Below are 26,889 nucleotides of genomic sequence, written 5' to 3'. Positions count from 1 at the left end.
TCTTGCCTAGTGGGCAAAACAATATGGTTCCTAAATGCATTAATACCTAGTTATGGGGATTGATAAATGCAAAAATTATTAGTTCCTTTGTTATTAATTGATTAAGAAATTCATTAAAATGGTTCAAATCACACAATATAGTTCCAAAGATAAGATGTCATCACTCATTAGTGGCGACGATACGCTGCTACAAGTATTGGCATGTTTTGGAATATCCTTAGGATTTGGCGATCGAACGGTTGACCAAGTCTGTAAATTAAGTAACGTTGACTGCGCAACTTTTTTGACTGTTGTAAACTTTGTTACTAGTGGTTTTTCGAGCATTGAGACTCACGATCACGAGTTATCTTTGCCCTGCTTAATCACGTATCTCAGACAGACGCATATCTATTATCTTGATAATCTCTTACCAAGTATTCGAGAAAAACTGGTTAAAGCGACCTCTTTGTCGAAAGATAAAGTTGGACAACTAATTATTAAGGCCTTTGATGAGTATATGCGTGAGATTAAGAAGCATATGGATTACGAAGATCAAACCGTGTTCATTTATGTAGAGAACCTACTTAAAGGTGAGCAAACACCAACATTTAAGATTAAGACCTATTCTAAGCACCATGATTTGGTTGGCGAAAGACTGACCGAACTCAAGAGTATTATTATTAAGTATACCCCCGCTGATGTTGACAATTATATGCTAATGTCGGCCTTACTTGATATCTTTGAATGCGAAAAAGGACTCGAATGGCACTGCAAGATTGAAGATTATCTTTTCTCCCCTTTAGTGCTAAATTATGAACAGAAACTAATTAAAAATGAAGACTAGGGATACGATTTCTGTAGCTATTGCTGATCAATCAGTTATTGTGAGATCTGGAATGTATACAGCTCTAAAACGCTTACCCAAACTTAATATTCAAGCCGTAGAAATCAGTACTTGTGCTGGTTTAGAAGACTGCTTGAGAACGCAACCTATAGATATACTTATAGTAAACCCCTACTTTAATGGTTTTTTTAATTTCGATTGCCTACAAACAGAGCAAGACGAGGTAAAGGTGAAGGTTGTTGCTCTGGCCACGACACATACTGACCCGAGTGTCTTAAATAACTTTGATGCCACGATTACAATATTTGACTCGCTAGCCAAAATTGGCGATACGATATTAAAACTAATCAATCGAGAGGACTCTGATGATGAACAAGAGACATTAACCGATCGTGAAAAAGAGGTTGTAATCTGCATTGTCAAAGGTATGACCAACAAGGAGATTGCCGATCACCTCTTCCTTTCGGTACACACAGTCAATACACATAGAAAAAACATCACGAAGAAACTTCAAATACACAGCGCTTCAGGCCTAACTATTTATGCAATCGTCAACAAGCTTGTCGACATTAATGAGATTCAAGCTGACTAAAGTGTATAAGCTATTTTAATAAATACAACTCAAAAAGGGTATATCAGTGCTGAAATCTGATATACCCTTTTGAGTTGTATTATAATAATGAGTGCTTATTAATGAAGCGCTTTAATACTTAGAACCTTAGCTTTAGCTCTTGGATTGTCTTTTTCGGCAGACTTTTGGTAAAATAAAAGTGCAGTATCTATATCTACCGCTGTCCCCCAACCATTTTCATACATTTCGGCCAGATTGACTTGAGCTTTACTATCACCCTGAGCAGCGGATAACTTAAAGAGTTGAAAAGCTTTTTCTAAGTCAACCTTCATACCCTCACCATTTTTATACATCACCGCAAGATTATTTTGAGCTGCGCTATCACCTTGCTGTGCGGCTTCCCGATACCAAGTGAAAGCTTCGCTAAAATCTTGCTTTACGCCCAAACCATTACGGTACATACAAGCCAAATTAAACTGAGCATTTGGATTACCTAGAATGGCAGCCTTCTTGTACCAGTTTGAAGCTTTAAGATAGTTTTGTTCAACTCCCTTCCCCTCACTATACAAAATTCCCAAGCAATTTTGAGCTGGGTCATAGCCCTGATGACCAGCTCGTTTTAACCAGTCAATAGCTAAATCAAAATCCTGTTCGATTTTATTTCCCTCTAAATACATTAGTGCTAACTCATATTGAGCTACTGGATCATCATCTTCGGCCTGTCTTTTGATTGTTTGATAGTTTTTCATAATTCAAGATTTAAATGTCCAAGTAAACATAAAGTATATTTGAGATACTTAGGTGTTTACCAAGTTTATAGTATTTGTTATACAAAATTTAAGATTCTATAAATGACAAGAAAACAAACGTAAATAGCAAATATAAACTAAGCATAAACCCTATAGCTAGCGAGTTTTAACACTCCATCTCATTAACAAGACATCTGCTTTGTATTAATAAGGTCAATACATTACATCTGCATTGAAGCTTGATCATAAAAATAGCGAGATCCTTAATTGCTAAGAATCTCGCTATTATATTATTCAGCTAAGTCTATTTAGAAGTTATAAGCAATGCCTACACCAATCATCTCTTTGAATTGAACACGAGGTCCTTTTACCACATTCCCAGCTGTATCATATTCTCTAACATCATTATCATATACTAGATTAGTATGAATATTAGCATTTAGGAATTTATTAACTTTCATGTTAATGATGTTTTCCCAGTTAACATCGATATTCCCAAAATGATTATTATATGCAGAGAATAATTCAAGCTTAGTTATAAGTGTCACATTCTCCATAATCTCTTTTGTGTAAGTCCCTCTAGCCAAAGCTCCAGCTTCTATTTTAAAGCGATCGCCCTTAGTTACACCAAAAGCACCTATGTCAGAAAGGTATTTATCTGCGACAAAAGTCATTTTCGCATTGATTGGAGATAAATAGACAGAGAGCGCACTAGAAGGCTTATAATCAAAACCAACGGATATATTCAAGTAGCCTGGTGCCATGAACTTTGAAATGTAATTTTCATCCTCAGGCTTATTATATCCTTTGTCATATTGAGTTTTAAAATCTGCGAGCGTAGCTAAGTACCATTTAGTTGCAATTTGATATCCAAAAGTAGTTGTCAATTGCAATCTATCCACACTTTTTACCCAACCATTGCTCTTAGTATAAGTACTACCATACTCGGTTGAGAGATTATTGTTCCAAAAATACTTGTCCTTTTTGTAGTTAGCACTGAGATTTAAAAAACCATTGATTGCAACAGTGTTATTCCCACCAGCAGACCAGTTAACTAAAGCTGTTTGCGATGCATTTAACCCTGTTACACCTTTGAATGTCCATGTTTTATTTTCAATATCTTGGGCAAACGATAAACTTCCTATCATTAAACCCAATCCTAAAATCAATCCTTTTTTCATGTTCCTTTTTTGATTATAGATGAATGTGTTTAGCTTATTATCTTGAGTTATCTATATTTTACTTAGATAACGTATCACTAACCTCATCAATTTTCTTATTAGCTGACTTTTGAGCTTTTTCAATCTGCTGAGCTGCTTCTTTTTTAGAGTTCTCAAGCTGCTTGTCTACAGACTTGCTTGCTTTATCTACCTCATCATTAATTGACTCATTAAAGTCGTCTTTCATATCGCCCATTGCGTCTAAGGTCTTGTCCTTAAAATCTTTTATTGATTTCTGACCTTCGGCCTTCTTAGCTTCAAATGTCTTCTTAAGACGCCCTAATGTCTCTCTATCTTCATTGCTAAGCTTGTCACCTGCTTCATTTGCTTTCTTGAGCAAATCCTCATATTCTTTTTCTAATTTTACCCATTGCTCTGAAGTAAACTTAGCTGCATCTTTAGAGGTGTCATCGATAAATTTTTTCACTTCCTCGGTCGAGAATACACTACCTTCACTCGATTTACTTCGGTTTCCACTGCAAGCAGATAACATAAATATTGTTGCACATAGGATTAACACCTTTTTCATATCTTCTTTATTTTATAATTAAATACATCTTTACACGGCTTTGTCTTTATGGTTCGAACCACAATAATAGCCCATCTTTTGAACTTGTAATAAATAACTATTATATGATCTGATTTGTTTAGTAAAAGAGTCACTTATTTCTACATATTTTAATAAATACAAGATTAAAGATTACTCTATAAGATCAGAAAGCAGAAACTATACCAAATAAATTTCAGTTGCACTTCAGTGATCGAATGCAATTCATATCCGATGTAAATATAATTTCATAAGCTTGTAAGGCTTATATTGCAGTAGAACTTTATTTAATTCTTATTTATTATACGATTATCCAAATCTAATATGTCATGATAAGGTAGAAGTATAATTCACGTTTAAGCTTTACGAATACAATATTAGTTGTTGCTAGCGAATCGATAAGCTTGATATAAGGAAAGTCATTTTAAAGACATTTAGACCAAATCAGGATAAATATAAGTCTGTAAGAAAGTTAATTTGAACAATCGTATTGTAATTGAATCAAGACTCCATTGCAACACAAATGCAATGATATAGAATTTATACTTTTACATTATTTCATCTATCCAATATACTTGTCAAGTAATAATATTAACAATCAATGGAACTCCTAGTTTGCACAAGCCTTTGGCCTTAGGATAGTTATATTTCCAGGAATAACCAACTGGCCAAAACTACGTCAGCTACTAGGCATACTTTATAGGTTAATAATAGCGAAAACATAGTACTTTATTTGATAAGTATTTATAAATTTATGAATCATAACTTCCTAAGATAAAAAACATGAACATCGTATTGAAAATTTTATTTCCGCATAAATCCATGTGCAACAGTTACAATTTACTTCTATTAGCATTGAGGATAATCTTTGGAGTATTGTTTCTTAACCATGGTTTGGCTAAATGGTCTAACTTTGAATTGTTGCAAAATTCATTTCCTGACCCTCTCAATATTTCTAGTCGGTCATCTCTTGTCTTGGCTATTTTTGGGGAGCTAATTTGTTCATTTGGCTTCATCCTAGGATTTTTCTTTCGATTATCAATTATCCCAATGATAGTGACCATGTTTATTGCTTATTTTGTTGTGCACGGTTCTGATCCATTCGCAACGCGTGAACTAGCATTCATATATTTATCGATGTTTGTAGTATTATTGTTTGCTGGACCAGGGAAATTCTCTGTAGATTATGTAATAGGTAATTATTTAGGTCGTAAGAATAAGAGAAGCAGATTAAGAAGTCCACGAGCTTAAATCAATAGTATATTCCAAATATAAAAGCCATAGCATGTGTCATGTTATGGCTTTATTTATGTAATTACAGTTCTCGTATCCTAATCGAATTAGCAAAGTAGCATCAAAATGGATACCCTACAGCAAAATGAAAAGCGAAATCACGCTTCAAGCTTGGGCGAATGATTGGATACTTCCCTCTACCCCTTTCGTATTCGGGGTTAATTGCCTTCATTCCCCCATCAAGACGAATAACAAAGAAATCAAAGTCGAAACGAAGCCCTAGACCATAAGCTACAGCAATCTGTTTGTAGAATTTATTAAATAGAAATTGTCCACCAGGTTGAGAGTCATATTCACGGATGGTCCAAATATTACCAGCGTCAATAAAGAAGGCCCCACGCAACAACCAGAATAACTTGGTACGATACTCAACACTCAGATCAAGCTTAATGTCTCCCGAATGGTTTAAGAAGTTACCATCACCAGAAAAAGACCCTGGCCCTAACCTACGCACGGACCAACCACGTACACTGTTAGCTCCACCAGCGAAGTAGCGTTTCTCAAACGGAATAACTCCTGCGTTACCATATGGATAAGCCAATCCAAGACTCATATAAAACACAACAGAGTTGCGCTCATCAACCACCAAGTTGCGAGCAATGCTGAAATCGCCCTTCAGGTATTGAGCATAAGGAATGCTTAGCAGTTTGTATTCGCCATCACTGTTTTTATTAGAGTTAACCATGTTGGAAATTGCATACAGCAGATTACCTGCCGACTCCACACCAAAACGAAGCGTATATGAACTCTTGTTTGGAACCTTACCAAAGCCTGTCATTTGTAAGCTATTGTAGGTATAACTAAAGCCCGTACTTAAGATTAATCGATCCTTGTAGTTGTATTCAAGAATATAATTATTCCCATTATTCAGGTAGTCATTCTTAAACTTCTCCGAAATAGTGGGCATATAGAGGTAGTTAATATCTAAGAGATCAATCCGAAATTGCTGTCCAGTCTTTTTCTGCCACTTGTAACTCCAATTTCCTGAAGTTTGGATTCGAGAAAACTCGGGACGTCTTTGATAATTATACTGAAGACCAAACTCTGTATTGGCTCTAATCTTCTGTCTAAAGTCTGATGAGAGAAAAGGAAATAAGAATCGTGGAAAGGTAATACTGGTTTCGGCTCCCAGCTCGTTGTAGTTTCTCTTATCATACCCTGGCAAATTGCTTATAGCCTCAAAAGCTCCTCGAAGACGAGCATTAAAGGTCTCAGAACCTTTGAATAAATTGCGGTGTTGAAAAGAAACGGCCGCAGCTGCCCCCAAATCTCCAGCTGAATTGGTTCCATCAATCTCAAAGCTTACCGATTTATCTTTTGCACGGGTCAAAAGAATATAAGCATTGAGTAGAGTGCTGTCCAAAGCATTCTCCACAAAGTTGATATTCGTATATTTTAGGGCACTGAATCTTCCTAGATTATTATAGGTACGCTGTACTTGTGAAGCATTATAGAGCGTGTCAGCTTTGATTGCCGAAGCTTCAGCAATGATTTTGGGCCTCATATAAAGCTTATCCTTAAAATATATTGGGATACCTTTATAATGCACAGAGTCATTGATTGAGATAGATTCAATACTAGCCGACTCAAGCAAATCGTAGTTAGCAATAAAGCTCACACTATTGACATTATATTGAGGATGCAGTTTGATTTCGTTGGAGAGTTTATCACGATAGGCATGCAAATGAAGTGTAAGATCAACTTCACGGCTATTTAGTACCGTATCGGCATGATAGGATATATAGTCTTTATTAAACTTATAATATCCTTCGTTAGCAAGCTTTCGTGTTATACGGTCCCTTTCAGCATCAAGTACAGAAACATTCAGGTTCATACCTGGCTTTAGGAGTGAATTTACTGAATCTCCTTGCAGTAAACTATCAATATGAGAGTCATTGATTAATCTTGAGACATTACGAACTATATAAGGCTCTCCAGCATCTATATCAAATGACAAAGTGAGCTTCTTTTTCTTAGTCGTAATATGTTGCTGCACTGTTGCACCAAGATATCCCATATTTTGTACGGCTTTCAGAATCTCAAACCTTGAACGATCAGCATCGGATTGGTTGTAAATAACTGGTGCATCTCCGATCTTTCTAAAAAACTTATTGTACCAGCGATTAGGATGCTTTTTCCCCGACATATTATACACATAAAGTGGAGTCTTAAATATACTAAACCAACGTGTATTGGGATGTTGACGAACATAAACACGCATTTCGCTGGGCTTAATAGATTTATCATCACTTGATATTTTCACCTCATCAAGAAGATATTCACCCTGTGGGACAAACTTAGTTGTCGAACAGGCCGAAAACAGTATCAGGGATAGTAGAATGAAAATCAGAGATGAAAAGCTCCGCATATACGATTATTATAGTAGGGTTATTTTAGAACAAAGATAATACCTCTTTTCGGCTTGTTAAAATTTATAGTCGGCTACTGTACTATATTTAAGAGACATAAATAAAATTGCGACTTTAATGGGCAAAGCCTAGTGAGATTCGTTAAATTTGCAATTCATTTATTTCAATTAATACATGTGTTATGGCTATTGGCAAAACTAAGATAAAATTTATCCGCTCATTGGAGCAAAAGAAGTACAGAAAAGAGTTTGGTTTGTTTGTTGCCGAAGGCCCCAAGCTTGTTGATGAACTGTATAATTATTTTGACTGCCACCTAATTGCTGCTACTAAAGAGTGGCTAAGGGCTCATCCAACCTATAAGGCCGACGAAGTTTACGAAATCACTCAAGAAGAACTGAGCAAGGCTAGTGCGCTTAAAACACCACAACAAGTCATTGCCCTTTTCAAGCAACCGACCTACCAATACGACGTGCGAGAAATAAATAAGGGGCTTTGCCTAGCGCTCGATGGTGTGCAAGACCCTGGTAACTTAGGCACAATCATTCGATTGGCCGATTGGTTTGGCATTGAACATGTATTTTGCTCATTCGATACAGCCGATATATTCAATACCAAGACTATTCAGGCTACTATGGGCGGTATGGCTCGTGTCAAAGTATATTACGTTTGTCTAAAAGAGCTTATCAATTCACTCGATACCAATATACCCATCTACGGAACATTCTTAGACGGTGATGACCTATACGACAAATCATTGAGTAGTAGAGGCATCATAATTATGGGAAATGAAGGTAAAGGCATCAGTCCTGAACTTGAGCAATTAGTAACTGATAGATTGTACATTCCAAATCATCCGGTCAATCGTGAATCTGCTGAATCACTCAATGTTGCTATTGCCACTGCCATCACCTGTGCTGAGTTTAGAAGACAGGCTCGTGGCTAAACATAAATTCTTATTATATAAACAAATATGCGAGAATAGACTTGAATCTATTCTCGCATATTTGTTTATATCTGTACCCTTCATTATTGGGGATTCATTTATAACATCTTACTCTGTTTTATTATCCTCAGGATTCGATGCTTTTACCTGAGTTGAATCAGAAGGTAAAATTGCTTCTCCCGTAAGCTCATCTATAATAATAGAGTCATTCTTAAAGTGGTAACGCATCATCGATATCGAGTCGATCAACATTCGTGAATCTTTGCTTTGAGGAGGTAAATAAATAAAACCTTTAATATTCTTAATTGGTCCTAAGCTATCCGACTGCAAAATCAATCTCTTATTGCCTGTACCACTAACAGTTTCAGTTTTTAATAATAGCGAGTCATTTTCAAATTGAAGCCCCAATTGCATTACAGCAAAAGTCAAAGAGTCAAGTGCTTGCTCGTCTGAGAAATTGAAGTGAACATTCCACTCAATCTTATCTTTCTCATAAAAGTTTGAATCGATAGGTAGGGTAAAGGTCACTTTATTGTTAAGTGGCTTACCGTTTAGACGATAAACACGATGCCATGCCCAAACATCTACACTATCTCCTGAAATTGTAGTTAATGGTACATCGTATTGCCAAGCTACTAATTGATCTATTTCATCTTTTTGTGCAGAGAGTCGGGTACTTACATTTTCATAAATCTTCGCAATATCGTCAATATGGCGTGTATACCACTTCAACGAATAGTCAAATTGCTCTTTGGTTATATTGTGTTTAGCGTAAACATAATCAATGTAATATTCACGCGTATAACGCTTGGTGTACTCTTCGTCATCTCCGATAGCCTTAGCTATATGAAAATCATATAAGAAGGACTCCATCTTCTCTGGAGGTAACACATCACTAGGTTTTTGTGGTTTACAAGCGACAAAAACAACTAGCAGTACGAGAATAGAGGCTATTTTAGAAAACATATGCATCAGATGGTTTTATTTTGAAACAGTTTTATTCAAATACTTACCGTAAAATATCAACAATGCAATCATTCCACAGCTAATAGCAGCATCGGCAAAGTTAAAGATTGGACTAAAGAAGATAAACCGATCTCCACCCAAATAAGGCAACCATTGAGGCCAAGTAGTATCAATGATAGGAAAGTAAAACATATCGACTACTCTACCGTATAGAAGTGGAGCATATCCTCCCCCTTCGGGCATGAATGTTGCGATTTGAGAGTACGTACTATCATTAAATAGAACGCCATAGAACACACTATCTATAATATTTCCCATAGCACCAGCAAAAATCAAAGCAATACAAATGATATATCCTCTCTTTTTCTGCTCCTTGATGGTCTTTACTAAATACCAACCAATTAAAACAACAGCTACTAGACGGAATGAAGTTAAAAAGAGTTTACCTATAAACTCCATACCAAAAGCCATCCCGTTATTCTCTGTAAAATAGATATGAAACCAATCGGTTATACGAATGCTCTCATGCCAATACATATTGGTTTTGACCCATACTTTTAGAACTTGATCTATTATTAATACAGCTAAAATAGTAATCAAGGCCATTTTACCCTTAGACGAAGTTTTACCCATTAATTTATTTAAGTTAGATTATTTCTTTTAATAGTTCTCTATAAAATAAAAGTTGAAAGTTATCCACTACAAATCTAATTCGTATTGATAACCTCCAACTTTATATATTCTTATCAATGGATATTATCTTCTTTTTCGATCATCCATTTTTGCTTCTATGCTTAACGTAGCATGAGGCACGGCTCTTAAGCGCTCAGGTGGAATGAGTTTTCCAGTTACACGACATATTCCATAAGATTTATTTCGAATTCTCACAAGAGCTCCTTCTAAACCCTGAATAAACTTAAGCTGTCGTTGAGCTAAGCGACCAGTCTCCTCTTTTGAAAGAGTGCTTGCCCCATCTTCTAACACTTTGTAAGTTGGAGAGGTATCATCAGTATTGTTTCCATCTGTTCCTCTTATGCTTTGTGTCAAAAGATCGTAGTCCCGTTGAGCAAGTTCTAATTTGTCCATTATAATGGCACGGAATTCTTCTAATTCTTCGTCCGAATAACGAGTTTTTTCTGCCATGGCGAATAAGTTTTTAAGGTTCGTTAAATGGCTATATCGCTACAATTAGGCTTTAATAACTTGTATGGTTAAAGTACACTCATCTAAGTCTAACACTTCACCATTATCAATATTATTTACCAATTGTAATGATTCACCTAAAACTTGAGCACAAATATAGGCTTTATTTTCCTCAACCGCCTCATTTATGATATCATTTTTAGCTAAGATAATATTAATCTTATCGGTTATTTCAAAGCCACTTGCCTTACGAATATTTTGTATTCTGTTGACTAGTTCACGAGCAATTCCCTCTTTACGCAATTCTTCTGAAATCGTTACATCAAGAGCAATTGTAAGAGAACCCTCATTAGCAACTAACCAACCTGGTATATCCTCGCTGTAAACCTCTACATCCTCTAGAGAAAGCTCTGCAGGGCCATCAGCTAAAGTTAAAGCCAATGTTCCATTTTTCTCTAAACTAGTAATCTGGTTTTGCTCTAGGACGTCAACGACAGCAGCAAGTGCTTTCATGCGTTTGCCAAACTTAGGTCCAAGTTTTTTGAAGTCGCATTTGACACGCTTAACAAGAACGCCTGAAGTTTCGTCAACAAACTTAATTTCTTTGACATTAACTTCGTTCATGATAAGACTCTTCACAGCCTCAATATGAGATTTTTGCTCTTGATCCGTAGCAGGAATCATAATTCCTTGAAGAGGCTGTCTTACCTTGATATTAACCTTTCTACGAAGCGCTAAAACCATTGAAGTAGCTTGTTGGGCCAACTTCATTTGTTTTTCGAGTTGCTTATCAATTAATTTCTCATCGTATTCAGGGAATAGCGTCAAGTGAACAGACTCATCAGTCGATGAGCAAACCGAAGTCAAGTCGTGATAAAGCTGATCTGCAAAGAAAGGTGAGATTGGAGCCATAAGCTTAGACACCTCTACCAAACAAGTATAAAGTGTTTGGTAAGCAGCAATCTTATCTTTAGAATACTCACCACCCCAATAACGTTTACGATTCAAACGAACGTACCAGTTTGATAGGTTGTCATTTACAAAGTCACTAATCAAACGACCAGCCTTAGTAGGTTCGTAATCTTCTAAACAGGCATCTACTTCTTTAATTAGGGTGTTAAGTTCCGAAATGATCCAACGATCGATTTCTGGGCGCTCATTTACAGGAACCTGAGCATCTTCGTTACGGAAACCGTCAACGTTAGCATAAAGTGAGAAGAATGAATAAGTGTTGTATAGCGTTCCGAAGAACTTACGACGCACCTCATCAACTCCCTCTTCGTCAAACTTCAAGTTATCCCAAGGAGACGCATTGGTAACCATATACCAACGTAAAGGGTCTGAGCCATGTTTTTCAATGGCCTCGAATGGATCAACTCCATTACCCAAACGTTTAGACATCTTGTTACCATTTTTATCTAATACAAGACCGTTCGAAATCACATTCTTATAAGCCTTGGTGTCAAATACCATAGTAGCAATTGCATGTAGGGTAAAGAACCAACCTCTAGTTTGATCAACTCCTTCAGCAATAAAATCTGCTGGATAAGTTATTTTATTATCTAGTAGCTCTTTATTTTCGAATGGATAGTGAATTTGAGCATAAGGCATAGCGCCTGAATCGAACCAAACGTCGATCAAGTCAGCTTCACGCTTCATCGCTTCGCCTGTTGATGAAACCAAAACGATATCGTCAACATAAGGGCGGTGCAAATCTATTTTTTCGTAGTTAGAAGCTGAGTAATCACCTGGTACGAAACCTTTATCTGCATAAGGGTTTGACTTCATGTAACCAGCAGCAACCGATTTTTCTATTTCATTATAAAGATGTTCTACCGACTCAATACAGATTTCTTCGGTACCTTCTTCGTTTCTCCAAATAGGCAATGGAGTACCCCAATATCTTGAACGGCTTAAATTCCAATCGTTAAGATTTTCAAGCCATTTACCGAAACGACCAGAACCAGTAGATTCGGGTTTCCAGTTAATCTCGTTGTTAAGCTCGATCATACGATCTTTACAAGCAGTCGAACGAATAAACCAACTATCAAGTGGATAGTATAGTACAGGTTTATCTGTGCGCCAGCAATGTGGGTAACTATGCGTTAATTTTTCGATTTTTAGAGTCTGACCGTTCTTCTTAAGAAGCATACAGATCTCAACATCCAACGATTCGTCATCTTCGGAGAGTTTAGGGTCATATGCATTTTTTACAAACTTACCTTCAAACTCTTTATATAGTTCCACATTAACGTGGTTCTTAACAAATTCTTCATCAAGCTCGCTGAGCAAATAGAACTTACCAGTCATATCGACCATCGGACGCAATTCACCTTTTTTGTTGATTAAGTGTAAAGGTGGAACTCCAGCATCTTTGGCTACTTGAGCATCATCAGCACCAAAAGTAGGTGCAATATGTACGATACCTGTTCCATCTTCGGTGGTTACGAAATCACCAGATACAACACAGAAAGCACCTTCTCCTGGATTTACCCAAGGAATAAGTTGCTCATACTCCATACCAACAAGATCAGTACCTTTGTAGTCGGCAACAACTTTGAAAGGGATAAGCTTATCACCTTCTTTGTAGTCGCTAAGAGCTAAATCGGCAGCTTTAGGGTTGAAGTAAGTATTGAGTAGGTTTTTAGCCAACACTACTGTTATAGGTTCGCCCGTATAAGGATTAAACGATTGAACGGCTACATAATCGATCTTAGGTCCAACACATAAAGCTGTATTCGATGGCAAAGTCCAAGGTGTAGTAGTCCAAGCAATAAAATAGGGTTTACCCCAACCTGTCATTTCAGCTTTAGGATTTTTAATCGCAAACTGAGCAACAGCTGTCGTATCTTTAACATCTCTATAGCAACCTGGTTGGTTTAACTCGTGAGAGCTAAGACCTGTTCCTGCTGCTGGAGAATAAGGTTGAATTGTATATCCTTTGTATAAGAAATTCTTATCGTGCATCTGCTTTAATAGCCACCATAAGGTTTCAATATATCTGTTGTCGTAAGTAATATAGGGATCATTCATGTCCACCCAGTAGCCTACCTTATGAGTAAGATCTTCCCACTCTTTGGTGTATTTCATGACGTCTTTACGACATTCTGCATTATAATCAGCTACAGAAATCTTCTTACCAATGTCCTCTTTAGTAATGCCCAATGCCTTTTCAACACTAAGCTCCACAGGTAGTCCGTGAGTATCCCAACCAGCTTTTCGTTTTACCTGAAAGCCTTTCATGGTTTTGTATCTACAGAAAATATCCTTAATTGTACGAGCCATTACGTGGTGAATACCTGGCATACCATTAGCAGATGGAGGCCCCTCGTAGAAAACGTAAGATGGACATCCCTCACGTTCGGTCATACTTTTAGAGAATACTTGATTCTCGTCCCATTTTTTAAGAATATCTTGATTAACCTTCGAAAGATTTAATTGAGAATATTCTGTAAATTTTTTACTCATTGTATTTCTGAATTTTATCTTTTACACAATTATTTTTAAATGCATATTCAATTAGAATGCAAATTTACAAAATCATTTGCTTTAAACATAAACAGATATAATATTTATTAGCTCAAAATTATGCTTATCCGTGATTTATAATTCATAATATTAAACCTTGTCAAACTTCGTTTATCGTTTATTATAGAGCCTATAATTTATAAGTTCGATGTTTCTGGCATTCTACACGAGAAACAGCTACTACTCAGCTTTATTTTCTATATGCTTTGTAGGGCACTAGTTGAGCTAGAATATTTTTTTAAGTAAACTCTATTTTTTTGTCATATTAGGCTCTTTATGGAAGCCCTTCATTGATAACACATCAAACTTCTTAGCCTCTTAACCCCTAGCACCTACTCATAATACCAATGCGACTTACTCGTTTGGTCTAAACGAACCTTTGGTTTTAGTAGGCCCAAACAAGACAAATAAAGCCCTACTAAAACTCGAATGTTTTAGTAGGGCTTTAGCAAAATCTAGACAGTCTGATTTATTACACTCAGATTATAAGTCTTTCTATTTTATTTTTGCTCACTTAGGTAATTTGCAACACCTTCGTGTGTATCTTTTAGAGCAGTTTTACCTTTTGACCAGTTTGCTGGGCAAACTTCGCCAAACTCTTCAAAGTGTTGTAGAGCATCTACCACGCGGATAGCCTCATCAACGCTACGTCCCAAAGGAAGGTCGTTGATTACACAGTGACGAACTACACCTTTTTTATCAATTAAGAATAAACCACGGTAAGCTACAGGAGCACCTTCGCATACCCAGTTACCTTCTGCATCTGGAGCATATTTTCCAGCAAGCACACCAAACTTCTCGGAAATTTCTTTAGAGAAGTCAGCAACTAGAGGATATTTAACACCTTGGATACCACCTTGATTTTTTGGAGTATTTAGCCAAGCCCAGTGCGATTGTTCTGAGTCAACAGAGCAACCAACGACAGCTACACCACGTTTCTCGAATTCGTCAATCTTATCTTGGAATGCATGTAATTCTGTAGGACATACGAAAGTAAAGTCCATTGGGTAAAAGAAGAAAATAACATCTTTCTTACCTAGATATTGATCTAATGAAAAGTCTTGAACGATTTCAGTACCGTTTAGTACAGCAGCAGTTTTAAACTTAGGAGCTTGTCTACCAATTAATGATCTCATAAATTATTGTTTTAAATTATGTTTTGAATGTTAACGCTATTTAGAACAATCCTAAACAGTATAATGTTTAGCAGAAGAGTGTTAATGTATCTAAAGATTAATTGTTTAAATATATTTATCTTTGAATCTCACTGAATATAAGTCAGTTCGTCTGTCTTTTAGGTTACGAACACTACCATAAGAGTGCAACTTATTTAGTAAGTCCAAATCAACATCGGTAATCAAAATCATCTCCGTGTTTGGTGTAGCCTCAGCGCGTTTACCATCGGTAGGGAAAGCAAAATCACAGGGTGTAAATACAGCAGACTGTGCATACTGAATATCCATATTATGAACCCTAGGAAGGTTACCTACACTACCTGCGATTACAACATAGCACTCGTTTTCAATAGCACGTGCATGCGCACATACACGAACTCTAGAGTATGCATTTTGCGTATCGGTAAGGAAGGGGATAAATAGAATCTGCATACCCTGCGAAGCCAATACACGCGAAAGCTCAGGAAACTCTGAGTCGTAACATATCAAAACTCCAATTTTACCACAGTCGGTATCAAAAGCTTTAAGCATTTTACCTCCAGAAAGCCCCCAGCTGCGTTCCTCATCGGGTGTTACGTGTATTTTTTCATACATTTCGTAACTTCCGTCTCTGCGACATAGAAACCCTACATTATAAAGCTTACCTGTTTCCTTATTTTTGTAAGGCATACTCCCTGTTATAATATTGATATTATGGCTAATGGCCAATTCTACGAAACGATCACGGATTTCATCGGTATATTCTGCAAGTTTACGAATAGCTTGAGCCTCAGTTAAATCGTTAGACTTCGACATCAACGGTGCATTAAAATACTCAGGGAAGAGTGCGAAATCACAATTATAAGCCGAAACCGAATCGACAAAGAAATCGATTTGCTCAAAAAGCTCACTTAGTCCTCTGTAATTACGCATCTGCCATTGCACAGCTCCAACTCTAACGGTAGAGCGTGGATAAATATAGTCTTCGGAGGGCTCTTGATAGTTGATATTATCCCACTGCAACAAACAAGCATAATGACAAGATTCTTCATCGTGAGGTAGGTAGTTTACCATAATCCTACGCACGTGAAAATCGTTTGAAATCTGAAAGGTCAATACAGGGTCGAAGAGTTCTTTCTCTCGCACTTTTTGGATATACTCTTTGGGACGCAGTTCAGTAGCATGCTTGCCATAGTTGGGGATTCTACCTCCAAACATAATTGACTTGAGGTTTAGCGCCTCACAAAGTTCCTTACGATAGTCGTACATACGACGAGCCAAACGAAGCCCTCGATAGGCTGGATGCACAAAAACTTCTATACCATACAGAATATTACCATCAGGATTATGCGTATTAAACGTTTCATTCCCGGTTACCAAGCTATAGGTATGTTGTCCTTTTACCAATGTGTAATCTACAATAATACTCAAGGCACAACCAACAGCTTTGCCATCGACAAGTATTACAATTTGTCCTTCAGGGAAAATTTCTATCAGTTTAGCAATCTGTGCACGTGTCCAAAATAAATCGCTCCCGTCGCTATAAACGCGATAAAACGATTTAAAGAGTTGCTCGTAGTCTTCCATCTGAAGGTTACGAATTTCTACTTTATTTATTTTTTGATGATGATCCATAATTTCTATTTGAATTCTTGTTTAACAACAACCAACGAAAACTTTGGTTGCCGCAATTTGACAAAATAAAAATTATTAAGCACTTAGAGCAGGGATTTCAAGTATTTCTGCAATGCATTATTAAATTGACATCGTATCAATACAACTGTGTAATATTCATACACACTTTGAGAGGAAATGTGCAGAATGTGAGTTTGTTTAAGAAAAACAACTTATATTTGCATTCGTAAATTGAATAAATAACAAACAAATATGAAAGCATTTGTATTCCCAGGTCAAGGAGCACAATTCGTTGGTATGGGTAAAGACCTCTACGACAACTCTCCTCTTGCTAAAGAATTATTCGAAAAAGCAAACGAAATTTTAGGTTATCGAATCACAGATATTATGTTTGACGGAACCGATGAAGAGCTACGTCAAACCAAAGTTACTCAACCTGCTGTGTTCTTACATTCTGTAATCTCTGCACTTTGTGCAACAGATGAAACAAAGCCAGACATGACTGCAGGTCACTCACTGGGTGAATTCTCTGCATTAGTAGTGGCTCAAGCCCTATCTTTTGAAGATGGTTTACGCTTAGTATATGCTCGTGCAATGGCGATGCAAAAAGCTTGTGAAGCAACTCCAGGCACAATGGCTGCTATCATTGCTCTTGATGACGATAAGGTTGAAGAAATCTGCGCATCAATTGATGGAGAGGTTTGTGTAGCTGCTAACTTAAACTGCCCAGGTCAGGTTGTAATTTCGGGTTCACTCGCTGGAGTCGAAAAAGCATGCGAGTTGATGAAAGAAGCTGGTGCAAAACGTGCCCTACTTCTTAAGGTTGGTGGAGCTTTCCACTCTCCTCTTATGGAGCCAGCACGTGCTGAACTTGAAGATGCTATAAACAACACAACTTTTAAAACTCCTATCTGCCCAATCTACCAAAACGTAGATGCAACAGCTCACACAAGTGACGCGGAGATTAAGGCAAACTTAATTGCTCAGCTTACTTCGTCTGTACGCTGGACTAAATCAGTTCAGAACATGATTGCTGATGGTGCTATAGAGTTTGTAGAGTGCGGACCAGGTAGTGTATTACAAGGACTGGTTAAAAAGATCGACCGTAATGTAGAAACTAAAGGACTTTAATCCTCTAGACATCATTTTGATATAATGTAAAAGGAGTAGCTAAACATTTAGTTACTCCTTTTCTTATTTACTGCAACTTAAGTAGAGCTACAAAAAAAGAGAGATAGTTAATCTAACTATCTCTCTTTTGTGATTCCGAAGCGATTCGAACGCTTGACCGACGCCTTAGAAGGGCGTTGCTCTATCCAGCTGAGCTACGGAACCATCCTTGATTTCGAATGCAAATGTAAAACACTTTTCCGACAAATCAAAACATATGAGAAGTTTTTTACCTGTTCATTTTGTAATTTTATTTTATTAAGATATTAGCTCTACAATTGATTAAATCAGCTTATATTTGATATATACGCGCAACAGATTAGAGCTCAACATTAAAGCTTATCGTTGTGTAAGATATAATGAAATAATACTAGCTTAATAAGAACCATTTTAGATAAGATGTGTTTAAATTAAAAGATATAACTATGCATAAGATTCTAATCAATATATTCGCAGTAATCATTTTCCTTTTCTCGGGAAGAATTGTATTTGCGAGCTCTACTGTTTTTTCGATCATTATAGGTTTAGTGGGGCTAATTCTACCGTTTTTCTTATTTAACTGGTACTACCGTGGCGATCCAATCAGAATAACACTTCATCATAGACCAGGATTAGCTTTGTCACTTTACACGAGTTTAACACTATTTTTCCTTGTAGAAGTATGGGTACTTATGGTAACCTATCAACTCTGCTCAAGTAGTACTCTACTTAATGTTCTATCAATGCTTATTGCTTTGGGTAGTTTTGGAGCAACTCTGGTATCGATAAAACAGATTAACAAGAAAAATCGCGAAATACTTACCCAAGAGTAAGTTTCTCGCGATGATTAATATTGTTTGCTTCGTGCTAAACTCCAAAAGGTAGGCCAAGTTGAAACCAAATCAGGAATAGAATCATCCACGTAAATAAGACAATAAGGCTAAAATACCACGTGTGATTAAAGATAAACTTAAACCCAGCTTTAGGAATATATTTCTCTAGTAGTGCTAAAATAAAAGGTGTGTAATAGAGAAATGGAGTAACCACATTAGTAGCACTATCCCCCACTCTAAAGGCTGCCTGAACGACATTTGGATCAACACCTATACCCCAGAACATAGGTAAGAATAGAGCTGAAATCAAAACCCATTTGCCTACTGCCGAAACCATCGTCAGGTTGACTAAGGCACAATAGGCTATAAAAACAATTAATGCCAGTGTCGGACTGGTTATTGCGAAGGAGCTCACCCATTGACCAACCCACAGCACAACGAATTGATCAAAGTGAGTATAACTAACGTAGGCGAAGAACTGTGCAGCAAAGAAAGCGATTACAAAGAAGATGCCTAACGTACGTATTCCCCAAGATAAGCCACTAACCACATCGTAATCATTCTTGTATTTACCGATACTAAACCCATAAACAAGCCCCATTAAACCTACGCTAAGCGAGAGGATAAACAGCGCACCCATGATAAACGGTGAACGTACCAACTCTCCGCTCACGCCCCGAAAAAGCCCAATAGAAGAGAATGTTAACCATCCTATAATTACTAAGAAGGCCAATCCGATGCCGAGAGCCAAATGCAACGAACGTATTTCTCTATGCGAAAGTAAACGCTGCTTCTCTTGCTTAAGGACAAATCCTTTACGCTTTAGTTGAGGTTTTAATATATATTGACTCACAATATAGATTACACCTGTTAAGAAGCAAGTAGAAGCACCCATGAAGTAATAGTTTGCGTATGAGCCCGTGTTAAAGTCCTGAGGAATAAAATGCACCGATGTGTCTTGAGTTATTCGAGCTAAAAGCGGATCCATGGAACTTAACATCCAATTGGCACTGTAACCGCACGAAACAGAAACCAAAGTCACGATAATAGCCATCACAGGATGGATACCTATTCGGGGGGCAATAATGGCCAGAAGAGGTACCAAAAACACATAACCAGCGTCACCCACAACGTTCGATAAGATTCCTAGCAATATCATCAGAGCCAATCCATACTTAGGATGATTCTGAAGCACTGTCAAGCGATTCGCTAAAGAGTCAATAAACCCAGAGCTCTCAGCAACACCAACCCCTAGAAGAGAAGTTACCACCATCGCTACGGGAGAGAACGAGCTAAAGTTAGATATGGTATTACGCATAACCCAACGTGCACCTTCAGCATTAAGGAGAGACTGAAGGCGAAGAAACTTACCCGTGTGGGGATTAAATATGGATACTCCATAGACATCAAGAACCCATACAACCAATACAAGTAGTACCGATAGCAAGAAGAATAGTGTTGCTGGATGTACTCTAAAGGATTTACTCTTCATCTGATTCAAGGTTATCAATATCTAGGATACGTAGTTCTAATGCGCGAACAACTAAGCGAGTGGCATTAACTCCACCAACTCGTTCTTCTGCACTAAAAAGTCGAGTAATAAGGTCGGTCTGGCGTTTCTCCAAAGACTTGACTCCAAAAGGCATTGCCTTAAGGTTTGCAATCATGTCTTTGGTATAGCCCAAAGCGAGATGACGCAAAAAACGTTCGTCATATTCATCAATATCATAGCCAATAACTGCTTCTTGTCGCTTATAATCACTAACTACGGCTTGCTTAAATCTATCGACTATACGTGTTAATATTGGGGTATTAAACACGAGTTGCTTGCCACTTATTACAGCCTCAACATCGGGCTTCGTTAGGAGCTCCCCAGTCTTTAGGATTATTCCTGCAGCACCTGCACCCAATACATCAACCCAAAGCTTTTCATTGAGCACCTCACCCGTGAAGATTAGTACACGTACTGAAGGATAATCTTTGGATAGTTTACGACAAATATCCACGCCAACAGTAGTTGATCCACCTAAACCCAAATCAAGCAATACCAAATCGGGGATATCTTTAGCCATTAACTCCCAAAAATCAGCCTCATTCATAGCTGTACCAATAACAATGGCATTAGGAATCTCATGCTTAAATATTTGTTGTGTGCCTTTCAGTTCTAATTGAACGTCTTCAACTATAATTACTTTAAAATCTTTATCAGTAGTACTCATATCCTTATATTTCGTTTTCTATTTTCAGTTTTCTTGGAAGGCTAAAGACTAGCTTCACACCTTCATCATCATACACATTAATTCGACAACCACGTCTGCCCACAAATTCATCGTGCTCTCGTATTATCTCTTTTGCAATCAGGCAGGTTAAACCCGATAACCCACCTACAGAAGATCCCTTCATAGAAGTAATCACAGGATAGAAAAGATTATTGAGCTGCTCAGGGGAGTAATGCACTCGATTATCGTGATAGGTAAAATTAATGAAATGCTTATCAGCCGATATCTCTATTTCAACATTACCAGATTCATCCAAAGCTATGGCATCACTAAAGAGAAGCTCAAAGAGATAAACAATCAACTTGTCATCGCCAACAAGTTCTAACCCTGGCTCTACTTTCCAAGTTAGGGTTAGCTGGTTAACTCGGTGCTTTGATTTACGTTGAAAGCACTTCTGCAAAGAGTCGACCAATTGATCAACCTCAAGGGTGGAGCGTCTAAAGGTAGCTTGCTCCAACTCCTTCTTTGCCCATAAGCTTAGAATAGTAAAGACCCCCTTGTAATATTCGACTAAGTCATACATTCCTCGAATTTGACTCTGCTCATCTTCGGTAGATATATTATCCGACAAAAGCTGTTCGACAAGCTGCTTAAGTCGACTAGGATAATAGATTGTTTCGTGCTTAATAGCTGAAAGGCAGTTGTCCAGAACTCGGTTTTGAACGTGGATTTGATTGTTCTCCCACTCCAAACGATGGATATCATCAAAGACCAAGTTAATATCCCTAAGCCTTCCTGCTGTCCTTATCATCGTATTATAAAGCACAGTCGACAAATACCTAACTATAAACTCAACCAAGATCTTTTCTTCTTTGGCTGTTCTAACCTCTCTTAATTTAATGTAAAATATACCTACCCGCTGAGAAATCTCACCAACAACGACCTCAAGAGGAATATAATATTCGTTACCTTCATGTATCCACTCTTGTGATTCGAGACAGGTAGAAAGATTAGTCTTATCGAGCTCAATTTGTTCGGGGTACGAGGTCGTAAAGAAACGTTGCTTTTCACGGTCATAGAGCACCAAGCTTAGTTGCTCAACAGCCAAAAGATCGTTAATTTTAGAGAAGCTATTAGATAAGATCTCTTGAGGGATAGTAGTAAAGTCTATCTCTTCAATAGGACTATCATCGAGTGAAGTTGTATATTTTAGAGAAGAGGAGAAGATAATCTGATTTATATCGAGTACCTGCTCCAGACTCCACCGACGAAGATAGCGCTGTCTTACGTATGCCATGTAATAAACTACGATGGCCGAAACAACCAAAAGCAAAAGAATAATCAAAACAATACGCTTGTTAGAGGTCGAGCGCTCTAATATTTTACAGAACCTATCCAAAGAGTCGTCTTTGGTCAACGATTTATACAACATCGTATAGGCTACATTATTATAGTTATACCCATCAATGTTTTTAAGCGCTAGAAATGCAATCGATGCTTCATTACGGATATCTAAAATGACATTATAACTCGTAGCAAACTCCCTATCCCACCAACCAATCTCAGCAGGAATATTATAATCAACTAACGACATCAATGGATAATTATCATCGTTTTGATCTTCGTAATAATTATTCAATGCCGTAATAGCCCTAGCTATATAGTCTAAGCTAAGTTTATATTTATACTCCTTATTACTAAAATAGGCAGCATCAGCATAATCCGATGCCTCTTTGAGATAACTATAACCCGTGGTTAATGTATCGAGATTCTCTTCCCAATCAATAGTATTTGTAACCCTCGCATCGACAGTAAATAAATTACTAATTAAAAGTAATGCTACGAGTAAGCTTTTCTTGAGGCCGTAGGGCAAGCGAAAAGAAAATCGACTTCCTTTATTTACCGTACTCTCAATTGAAAAGTCACAGACTTTGAATATTGGATTGGTCTTTTGGTATTTATCGATAATGGCCTTACAGTTGATCAGGCCAAAACCACTTCCCTTATTTTCCATTACCACAGGGTTACCTTCACCTATAGCATTGGAGTCGTAGACTTTCTCATTTAAAAGTGTAGATATATCTTCGGGGCTAATACCCAAACCTGTATCAACTACAGAGACTTCAACGTAATCTGCCTCTTCTTGCATTATAACCTCCACTCGACCTCCACTAGGAGTAAACTTAAGTGCATTTTCGAGCAGGGTATTCAGCATAAATAGGGTTAAGGCTTCATCGGCCTTAACATAAAGATCTCGCGGTTCTACCCTAAGCTCAATTCCTTTCTGTTCAAACGACCGCGTACTCTTCTGCAAAAGCTTCAATAAATCACCTAGATTGAAATTGGTAATCTGAAGACTCAGTTCACCCTGTTTGATATTGATCCACAAGGCTAATACCTCATTATGCTCTTGAATTGTTGTTAAAAGTTCCTCAATATATTTATACTTATATGTTCGTACTTCTTGGTATTGAGCGTAGTCGGCATGAACGATCTTGTCGAGCTCATTGCGGACTCTATCTAAATAGGGTTGGATCCCATAGACCACACGCATACAAGCTCTCTTCATAATATTCTCTCGCTTATGCTGAATGTTATGTTGGTTGGTTATAAAAAGCTTCTTGTCTAAGATAGCACGCTCTTCACCCAGATCCATATAGTGCAAGCCATTCTCAATGGCCCAAACCACATATGGTGAAAGGATATTTATAAATGAAATATCTTCTTTAGATAAGGCTTTACGCGTATAGACACGAAAAAAGCCATCACTGATTGAGCTGTCCTCTGTTTTAAGATTGAAGTTAACGTGCACAAGCTCTTTATTGGCTAGAGATGGAGCTGAGTCATAGATGGTCTCAAACTCTTCTCCTTTGAGTTGAACACGCATTAGTATGCGTTCAACATTAGTTGTTTCGACTAAAAACTGTTCAATAATAGAAACTATCGGCTTAAATATAGCCTCCACATCATCGTCTTTTTGTGGTAAACTAGCTGTAAGCTCACGACAGGTTAGTAAGCTCTTTTCAAGACGAACAAAGTAAGCCTGTGTTTTTCGCTTAGCATGCTTGTTTAACCAAATAAAAATGATACTTAAGCAGAGTATTACAAAGAACAACAAAAAGAGCAATGTATTGATGAATTTCTCTTCTTGCTTCAATGATTCAAATCGACTCTCAGCTTCTTTATCTTGACGTACCAAGTCTAAAATATCTAAATAGATATTACGATTGTAGTCTGAGGCTTCTTTATTGTTTAATCCTGCATAAACAACACTTAGCTGCTCACGAATTCGAGCAATCCACTCGGGAACAGTAAAGACATCATCCTTAATCCAGTTGATTTCGGTGTAATCGCCAGCATCATCCTTGTCATACAATACCAAATCATCAGGAGTATTGTGATGATCTGGATAATAAGTTTTGTGGTGCTTATTTACTACATCTAGCGCTTTAGTCAAGGCTTCTAATGCCTTATTATATAGTTGATGGTAATTATAATACTTGCCAATCGTAACATAAGCTCCAGCTATCTGGTATATATCTTTATAGCTCTGAAATAAAGCCAAGGCAGATTCACCCAAACGTAGTGGTAAAAGAGAATCAATCACCCCAAAACTAGCTAGTAAATGGCCCCTATCTCTTTTAAGCAAAGCGTAGTTGGCATGACTTGCCATCATGTCGGCCATACTTTGAGCAGCGTTACCCTCAAAGTAATCAATACCATATTCCCGTGCAGCGATCCATGTTTGATATAGAATATCAAAAGAGTGAAGAATCTTCTTCTCATAGCTGTTTCCTGAAACAAGCTTAGTTGATCCTTTTACATACTGATAATACAGGTATTGGTTTAACTTAATTCCATGGGTTAAACTAGAAAAGCTCAAATCAGATAGAAAAGTTATATCATCCAAAGCAATTCCCGCTTCATGGTCTTGCTGTAAGTAATAGAAGTAGATTGCCGAAACGATATAGAACTCGCTATAAGCATAAAGCAATCGGTCAAGGTCTTTCTCTGTATCAAATACTGAGCGATCTTCGTTAATACGTTTCATGCGTGCTAATGCACTGTTACGATAGTCATAAAACTGCTTGCTACGAGCTGTACGCTGGAAAACCTTCATCATACCAATGTCTGATATCAACAATTCAAGCTCATTGTTGGTATATTCAGAAATCTCTTGGTAATATTGCATCGCACGCTGAAAATCCATCTGCATGAATTTATAAAAGCCAAGGTTATTGGCGGCTTCAGCTTTGCCTAGCTCATAATACTTCGTGTTTTTATAAGCAAGTCCCGCAAATTCTGCAACAGAATCGAGCGAGACATACCAGAATAGAGAAGCTTTATGGTTCAAACGATCAATTTCTCTTACTTCTTGTGTCGGGGCAATCCCCAGACATGAAGTTAGGAGCAGAGAAAGGCTCGTCAAAGCAGCTATTATAAATTTCATATCGTTCGGGCTTATTAACTACCAAAGATAAGATAACGTTAGGAACAAATGAAATAATGTAGTTTATCATTTAAGGACAATTACTACATCCAATATATTTTACATGAAAGCAACCCTCTAAAATATAGAATTTTAATATAAGCTTCTATTTAACTAGTAACAAGCAGATAACATCAATATACCATGCCTAGCACATCTATTTAATCTAATAAATATATGAGAACTTTTTTATAATACTCTAAGAAGTTATACCTTTGTTAGCGAAATAATAAATAGTAATAACTATTCAAAACAAATGAGCCAAACTACTCCTTTTATGGTATTCTCAGGTACTAACTCGAGATATCTAGCAGAAAAAATCTGCCAAAGCCTTGATTGTCCTCTTGGTAACATGAACATTGCTCACTTTGCTGACGGTGAGTTTGCAGTTTCTTACGAAGAATCAATCCGTGGGGCGAATGTCTTCTTAGTCCAATCTACTTTTCCCAACTCGGACAACTTAATGGAATTATTACTAATGATTGATGCTGCTAAAAGAGCTTCGGCTAAAAGCATCGTTGCAGTAATTCCTTACTTTGGATGGGCACGTCAAGATAGAAAAGATAAGCCACGTGTTTCTATAGGTGCTAAGCTTGTTGCCGATTTATTGGTTACAGCAGGTATCGACAGATTAATCACTATGGACCTTCATGCAGATCAGATTCAAGGTTTCTTCAACGTTCCAGTTGATCACCTTTATGCTTCTGCTGTGTTCATGCCATATATTAAATCGTTGAACTTAGAAAACTTAGTTATTGCTACACCAGATGTTGGTGGTTCAAAACGTGCAAATACCTACTCTAAACATTTAGGTGTGCCGTTAGTTCTTTGTAACAAGACTAGAGAAGAGGCTAACAAAGTAGCTACTATGCAAATCATTGGTGATGTTGAAGGTAAGAATGTTATTCTTCTTGACGACATTGTTGATACAGCTGGTACAATTACTAAAGCTGCTAATGTTATGCTTGATGCTGGTGCTAAGTCGGTACGTGCTATTGCGAGCCACTGTGTAATGTCAGACCCTGCAAGCGAGCGTATTACTGCGTCTGCACTTACGGAAATGGTGTTTACTGATAGTATTCCATTCTTCAAGAAATGCTCAAAAGTTAATCAATTAAGCATTGCTGACATGTTTGCCTTAACGATCAAACGTGTGGTTAGCAACGAGTCTATTAGCTCACAATATATCTTATAATACAAATAAGATTAGCACACAAACACATTTTTATTATAATAAAGCCTCATCTTGTACTAGATG

The 26,889-nt window shown here is 37.3% G+C and carries 20 protein-coding genes and 1 tRNA gene; 7 read left to right on the top strand and 14 right to left on the bottom strand.

All coding sequences use genetic code 11. From position 1 onward, the window contains the following. Positions 1 to 118 precede the first annotated feature (118 nt). On the top strand, positions 119 to 823 hold the full coding sequence (locus tag B091_RS0102860; RefSeq protein WP_018108499.1) for a hemerythrin domain-containing protein: 705 nt from the start codon (positions 119 to 121) through the stop codon (positions 821 to 823). Further along, positions 813 to 1,415: a response regulator transcription factor gene (locus B091_RS0102855; protein ID WP_018108498.1), complete on the top strand. Its 603-nt coding sequence runs from the start codon at positions 813 to 815 to the stop codon at positions 1,413 to 1,415. Before B091_RS0102860 ends, B091_RS0102855 begins: the two co-directional genes overlap by 11 nt. A 98-nt stretch (positions 1,416 to 1,513) precedes the next feature. On the opposite strand, the gene B091_RS0102850 is transcribed toward B091_RS0102855, so the two are convergent. The 3 genes from B091_RS0102850 to B091_RS0102840 all read right to left on the bottom strand — a co-directional run bounded on the left by B091_RS0102850 (position 1,514) and on the right by B091_RS0102840 (position 3,892). Continuing rightward, the gene (locus B091_RS0102850; protein WP_018108497.1) at positions 1,514 to 2,143 is read right to left on the bottom strand and encodes a tetratricopeptide repeat protein; all 630 of its coding nucleotides are present in this window, start codon (positions 2,141 to 2,143) and stop codon (positions 1,514 to 1,516) included. Between the two features lie 308 nt (positions 2,144 to 2,451). Then, positions 2,452 to 3,324: a DUF3078 domain-containing protein gene (locus B091_RS0102845; RefSeq protein ID WP_018108496.1), complete on the bottom strand. Its 873-nt coding sequence runs from the start codon at positions 3,322 to 3,324 to the stop codon at positions 2,452 to 2,454. 58 nt (positions 3,325 to 3,382) lie between these two features. Beyond that, on the bottom strand, positions 3,383 to 3,892 hold the full coding sequence (locus tag B091_RS0102840; RefSeq protein ID WP_018108495.1) for a DUF6565 domain-containing protein: 510 nt from the start codon (positions 3,890 to 3,892) through the stop codon (positions 3,383 to 3,385). 801 nt (positions 3,893 to 4,693) lie between these two features. Between B091_RS0102840 and B091_RS12440 the strand changes: the two genes are divergently transcribed. After that, positions 4,694 to 5,161, top strand: coding sequence for a DoxX family protein (locus B091_RS12440; protein ID WP_018108494.1), 468 nt, complete (start codon positions 4,694 to 4,696; stop codon positions 5,159 to 5,161). A 103-nt stretch (positions 5,162 to 5,264) separates the two neighbouring features. Here the strand turns inward: B091_RS12440 and tamL are convergent, their stop codons facing one another. Next, positions 5,265 to 7,571 carry a translocation and assembly module lipoprotein TamL gene (gene tamL, locus B091_RS0102830; protein ID WP_018108493.1) on the bottom strand — a complete coding sequence of 769 codons (2,307 nt, stop codon included), beginning with the start codon at positions 7,569 to 7,571 and terminating at the stop codon, positions 5,265 to 5,267. A 182-nt stretch (positions 7,572 to 7,753) separates the two neighbouring features. Between tamL and B091_RS0102825 the strand changes: the two genes are divergently transcribed. Beyond that, entirely contained in the window at positions 7,754 to 8,515 is a 762-nt protein-coding gene (locus B091_RS0102825; RefSeq protein WP_018108492.1) for a TrmH family RNA methyltransferase, read from the top strand. 108 nt (positions 8,516 to 8,623) lie between these two features. Here the strand turns inward: B091_RS0102825 and B091_RS0102820 are convergent, their stop codons facing one another. From B091_RS0102820 to B091_RS0102795, 6 genes are all read right to left on the bottom strand, one after another. Next, on the bottom strand, positions 8,624 to 9,481 hold the full coding sequence (locus tag B091_RS0102820) for a DUF4296 domain-containing protein (RefSeq protein WP_162137967.1): 858 nt from the start codon (positions 9,479 to 9,481) through the stop codon (positions 8,624 to 8,626). Positions 9,482 to 9,496: 15 nt separating this feature from the next. Continuing rightward, entirely contained in the window at positions 9,497 to 10,114 is a 618-nt protein-coding gene (locus B091_RS0102815; protein WP_018108490.1) for a lipoprotein signal peptidase, read from the bottom strand. A 123-nt stretch (positions 10,115 to 10,237) separates the two neighbouring features. Continuing rightward, on the bottom strand, positions 10,238 to 10,624 hold the full coding sequence (locus tag B091_RS0102810; protein ID WP_018108489.1) for a TraR/DksA family transcriptional regulator: 387 nt from the start codon (positions 10,622 to 10,624) through the stop codon (positions 10,238 to 10,240). 45 nt (positions 10,625 to 10,669) lie between these two features. Continuing rightward, complete coding sequence (gene ileS / locus B091_RS0102805; protein WP_018108488.1) at positions 10,670 to 14,092, bottom strand: isoleucine--tRNA ligase; 3,423 nt, start codon at positions 14,090 to 14,092, stop codon at positions 10,670 to 10,672. A 560-nt stretch (positions 14,093 to 14,652) separates the two neighbouring features. Beyond that, positions 14,653 to 15,288 (bottom strand): peroxiredoxin, encoded by a 636-nt coding sequence (locus B091_RS0102800; RefSeq protein WP_018108487.1) that lies wholly within the window; start codon positions 15,286 to 15,288, stop codon positions 14,653 to 14,655. 105 nt (positions 15,289 to 15,393) lie between these two features. Beyond that, on the bottom strand, positions 15,394 to 16,941 hold the full coding sequence (locus tag B091_RS0102795; RefSeq protein WP_018108486.1) for a carbon-nitrogen hydrolase family protein: 1,548 nt from the start codon (positions 16,939 to 16,941) through the stop codon (positions 15,394 to 15,396). A gap of 252 nt (positions 16,942 to 17,193) precedes the next feature. Between B091_RS0102795 and fabD the strand changes: the two genes are divergently transcribed. Beyond that, a complete protein-coding gene (fabD, locus tag B091_RS0102790; protein WP_018108485.1) occupies positions 17,194 to 18,072 on the top strand; it encodes an ACP S-malonyltransferase in 879 nt (292 codons plus the stop codon). Positions 18,073 to 18,202: 130 nt separating this feature from the next. Here fabD and B091_RS0102785 read toward each other — a convergent pair. Further along, positions 18,203 to 18,276 (bottom strand) — tRNA-Arg (locus B091_RS0102785). A 260-nt stretch (positions 18,277 to 18,536) separates the two neighbouring features. On the opposite strand from B091_RS0102785, the gene B091_RS0102780 reads away from it, so the two are divergent. Continuing rightward, entirely contained in the window at positions 18,537 to 18,923 is a 387-nt protein-coding gene (locus tag B091_RS0102780; RefSeq protein ID WP_018108484.1) for a hypothetical protein, read from the top strand. Positions 18,924 to 18,957: 34 nt separating this feature from the next. On the opposite strand, the gene B091_RS0102775 is transcribed toward B091_RS0102780, so the two are convergent. The 3 genes from B091_RS0102775 to B091_RS0102765 are packed head-to-tail and all read right to left on the bottom strand — an operon-like array spanning position 18,958 to position 25,592. Next, a complete protein-coding gene (locus B091_RS0102775; protein ID WP_018108483.1) occupies positions 18,958 to 20,415 on the bottom strand; it encodes an AbgT family transporter in 1,458 nt (485 codons plus the stop codon). Continuing rightward, positions 20,405 to 21,142 carry a DUF5932 domain-containing protein gene (locus B091_RS0102770; RefSeq protein ID WP_018108482.1) on the bottom strand — a complete coding sequence of 246 codons (738 nt, stop codon included), beginning with the start codon at positions 21,140 to 21,142 and terminating at the stop codon, positions 20,405 to 20,407. The genes B091_RS0102775 and B091_RS0102770 overlap by 11 nt, the downstream gene beginning before the upstream one ends. A gap of 4 nt (positions 21,143 to 21,146) precedes the next feature. Beyond that, a complete protein-coding gene (locus B091_RS0102765; RefSeq protein ID WP_018108481.1) occupies positions 21,147 to 25,592 on the bottom strand; it encodes a DUF5112 domain-containing protein in 4,446 nt (1,481 codons plus the stop codon). 295 nt (positions 25,593 to 25,887) lie between these two features. Here B091_RS0102765 and B091_RS0102760 point away from each other — a divergent pair, with 295 nt between their 5' ends. Beyond that, the gene (locus B091_RS0102760) at positions 25,888 to 26,826 is read left to right on the top strand and encodes a ribose-phosphate pyrophosphokinase (protein WP_018108480.1); all 939 of its coding nucleotides are present in this window, start codon (positions 25,888 to 25,890) and stop codon (positions 26,824 to 26,826) included. Positions 26,827 to 26,889 lie beyond the last annotated feature (63 nt).

Origin of the sequence: Bacteroides propionicifaciens DSM 19291 = JCM 14649 (genome assembly GCF_000375405.1) — a bacterium.
Lineage (GTDB): Bacteria > Bacteroidota > Bacteroidia > Bacteroidales > Bacteroidaceae > Bacteroides_E > Bacteroides_E propionicifaciens.
This window is presented reverse-complemented; position numbering and strand designations above follow the sequence as displayed.